Origin of the sequence: Mesorhizobium sp. M7A.F.Ca.MR.176.00.0.0 (assembly GCF_004023165.1) — a bacterium.
In the GTDB taxonomy this organism is placed as follows: domain Bacteria; phylum Pseudomonadota; class Alphaproteobacteria; order Rhizobiales; family Rhizobiaceae; genus Mesorhizobium.
In genome coordinates this window covers 34,311-37,953 of the sequence record NZ_RZTC01000066.1, presented here as the reverse complement: position 1 = coordinate 37,953, position 3,643 = coordinate 34,311, and the positions used below count along the sequence as shown (strand labels likewise).

At 63.1% G+C, this 3,643-nt stretch carries 2 protein-coding genes and 1 pseudogene; 1 reads left to right on the top strand and 2 read right to left on the bottom strand.

All coding sequences use genetic code 11. The features are described from left to right. Positions 1–257: 257 nt before the first annotated feature. On the top strand, positions 258–743 hold the full coding sequence (locus tag EOB59_RS21360) for a hypothetical protein (RefSeq protein WP_164749075.1): 486 nt from the start codon (positions 258–260) through the stop codon (positions 741–743). A 144-nt stretch (positions 744–887) separates the two neighbouring features. Here the strand turns inward: EOB59_RS21360 and EOB59_RS21355 are convergent. Next, positions 888–1,777: pseudogene (locus tag EOB59_RS21355) on the bottom strand (arginase family protein). 172 nt (positions 1,778–1,949) lie between these two features. After that, positions 1,950–3,643, bottom strand: a 1,694-nt coding sequence (locus EOB59_RS21350; RefSeq protein ID WP_245486693.1) for a murein L,D-transpeptidase, incomplete at its 5' end; no start/stop codon positions are given.

Here is a 3,643-nt window from a genome sequence, read left to right as displayed (position 1 = left end):
AAACTGTCACCCATCTAATCAGTCCATTCTGTTACCTATCTATCCGGTTCGGACAGTAGTTCCCTTCTCCCCGTCACTATACGGGGAGAAGGTGCCGGCAGGCGGATGAGGGGCAGCGCCGACTTTGGCGATTGGCGTTCTCCGCTGCAAGTCGGACTTGTCGTTGGCCTAAAGCGATTGCCCTTGCCAACCGTCGCCTCCCCTTGCGTCTGTCTCGCTTTGATGGCTGACTGTCGCGACGCGGGCCGCATTGGGGGATGGGGATGGCGACGGCAAAGCACGTGATGAAGCGCATATTGATGATGTTGGCCGGCTACTTCGTGTCGGTGCTGGTCGGCCTGATCGCCATCGCGGTGATCTATGGCGTGCTCAGTTCCTTGCCCAACGCGCCCAGCTATTTCGACGTCATGGGCGTTTCGCCGATCGCGGTGCTGCTGGTGCCGCCGCTCGGCATGTTCGTCTATTTCCTGACCATCGTGGTGACCGCGCTGCAGACGCTGATCTTCGCGCTGATCGCCGAGTTCTTCTCGCTGCGCAATGTCCTGCTGCACATGGTTTTCGGCGCCGGCGCCGCGGTCGGCGGCTTCGCCTTGATCTGGCCGAGCGCGCCGGAGGATATGGACCCGGAGCGTTGGGTCGACATCGGCATCATTGCCGCTGCCGGCCTTGTCGCCGGCTTGCTCTACTGGCTGATCGCCGGGCGCGACGCCGGCTTCCGGCGGCCACTGTTCGAGCGCTACTAGCTTGCAGACTCACAATCGCGGAGCCACGCCGATCGGCTCATGCGGAGCCTTGAAACAGATTCCGCCGCAATATGAAGGCAGTAGAAACGACCTCAAAATCGGTCGCTTCTTGCTGCGCCCGAGAGCAGGCATGGCTCGTCATCGTCATGGCGCTGCTGTTCCGAGCGCAGCGGCCAGTACGTCGGCCAGGCCGCGTCCGGCGCTGCCGTCCTCATCAAGGCGCGGATTGTAGATGGTGATCTCGAGGCCGACTGCCTTGCCGCTCGCCAAGGCAAGCCGGAGCGCGGCCGTTAACTCGTCCCACGACAACCCGCTTGGCACGCGAAAATCGACAGCCGGCATGATGACGTCGTCGAGACAGTCGGCGTCGAGATGGATGAAGAAGCCGTCCAATTCCGCTCTCGTCAGGTGATCGACCGCTTCGCGTGCGGCGGCCTCGATGCCCGTGGCGCGCACAGCGGGAAGGTCAAGCACCTTGAGCTCTTCGGGGAGCGGCTGGCTTCCGTACTCCTCCTGATCCTTGTGATCGCGATACGCGAAGGCGACAACGTCTTCAGGGCGGACCAGAGGACCGCGACCTTCGATGTCGGTCAGGAGCGACGGACCGTAGCCGGTGACGAAGGCGAGGTCCATCGAGGCACCCTCACCATTGGGTTCCGCCTCTGGCTGGAAGAAATCGGCGTTGCCGTCAATGAAGAGCAAGCCGTAGCGGCCGCGCCGTCGAAACGCGAGCGCCGAGCCCAGCACGATCGTGCAATCGCCGCCCAGCACCACTGGAAACCCGCCTGCGTCAAGCACCGCTTCCACGGCGTCGGCGAGCTTGGGCGACCACTGCGCAATAGCCCTGCGTTCAGGGTGCCGGTCGCGGGATCGGGCGTCGGGTCCTTCGGAGGCACAGCCAGCCGCCCGGCGCGGCGCGCCTGGATGCGCTCCGCAAGGCCAAGGTCCAGGAGCCGGCCAGGCAAGCGCTCCACACCATCGGTCGCCAGGCCCAGCGTGGAGGGGGCTTCGAGAATCGCATAGTGGCTCGACACAGGCGCCTCCGCTTCGAGCGCTAAACATCGTTCGTCCCTGCCGAAACAGGATCACAGTTGCGTTTTGAGCTTGTTCGATAACGGTAGCCGCCGCTCCTCGTTCCCTCTCGGCCGCCTTTCCGCTTTCGGTCATGCCGTATTTATGAGTTAACGGCCTACCGAAAGCCCTGGATCAACTCGAAGGCGAGCGAACCGCCTCCGTGGCGTCCAGAGCCTGCTTCAGGCGCGAGTCGCGGTCGTAGACGTCGCCGAAATATTCGACCTTGCCGGACAGATCAGGCCAGGCGGTGAAATAGGCGACATAAACCGGGATCGTGCGTGTCACATTCTCGGTCGAGTGGCCGTGCTTCAGCTTCTCGGCGATATAGTCCACGGAGGTGCCAAGCACCGCCGCCGCCATGCCGCGCGGGTCCTGCAGCCGCACGCAGCCATGGCTGAGCGCGCGCATATCACGCTGGAAGAATGATTTCTGCGGCGTGTCGTGCATGTAGATCGCGTGCTTGTTGGGGAACAGGATCTTCAACTCGCCCAGCGCGTTGGCCTCGCTCGGCTGCTGGCGCACGCTGTAGGGGATGTTCGCGCCATAGGCGCCCCAGTTGACCGCCGACGAAGGAATGCGCTTGCCGCGCGAATCCGTCACCTCATAGCCGGACCGGTCGAGATAGCCCGGATCGTTGCGCAATCTCGGCAGCATCTCGTTGACGATGATCGATTGCGGCACGCCCCAATAGGGATGGAAATCGACCTGCTTGATCTGGTCGTAGAAGAAGGAGGTCTGGTTGGTGGTCCGGCCAACGACGACACGCGTCTTGAGCTTTTCCTCGCCATTGTCGATGTAGCTTGCGGTGAAGGCCGGCTGGTTGATGAAGACGCGCGGGCTGCCAAGATCGGAGGGCAGCCAGCGCAGTTCCTCGAGCGCCACTTCCACCTTCAGCAGCTTGTCGGCCTTGGATGTTCCCGCCAGCGTCGCGACGGTGCGCGGGCCGATGACGCCGTCGCCCTTCATGCCTGCCTTTTGCTGCACGGCCTTGATGACCGGGACCAGTTCCGGATCATAGACTTCGCTGGTGGCCAGCCTGGACAGGATCTCGCCATAGGCGCCGCCCATCTCGTCATCGAGATTGCGCGCGATCAAGGTCAGCAGCTTCGGCAGTTCGGGGCTGGTTTCGCCCGGCTTCAGCAACAGTTTGGGGTCGACGACGATTTCGTTTTCCGCACTGGCCTGCAGAGATTCGAGTTCGACGCGCAGCGCCTGGTATTCCGCATTCTGCGGATGCCGCGATTCGAGATAGGTGCGCACTTGCTGGGTATGCGCCAGCGTCCTCAGCACGCCTTGCAAGTCGAGCGGCTTGGCCGGGAAATCATAGTAGCCGGTCATGCGGTTGGGATCGACGCGGCCGTTCTGGGCGTCATGGGCATAGCGCAGCACACGCGCGGAAAGCGCCATCTCGAAACGGACGAGTTCTTTCAGTTGCGCATTGGCGTCAGTCGTCGATGCGCCGGCAGCGGGCACTTCGACCGTATAGTCGGCGGGCGTGAGACCATAGCTTGAAGCCTCGCCAAGCACCCGAACCGCATCCTGCGCACGGCTGTTGAGGCTGGTTCCGCTTATCCAGATGAAATCCGGATTGGCCGAGTAATACGCGATCAGCGCCTTGGCGATGTCGGGCTCGGCTAAGAGTTCGTAGTCAGCCAAGCTGGCAACCGCTTCACGAAACGCAGCGCCCGTTGCCGACGGCACGAAAGCCGCATCCTGTGGCGTCGCCGGCTCTGGCGTCGGGGCCAGCGCCGAGAAGTCGACGCGAACCAGCCGGTCCGCCTTGTAGGTGTAATAGGATGGGCTGCTGATTCTCGCGCCGCCACCGA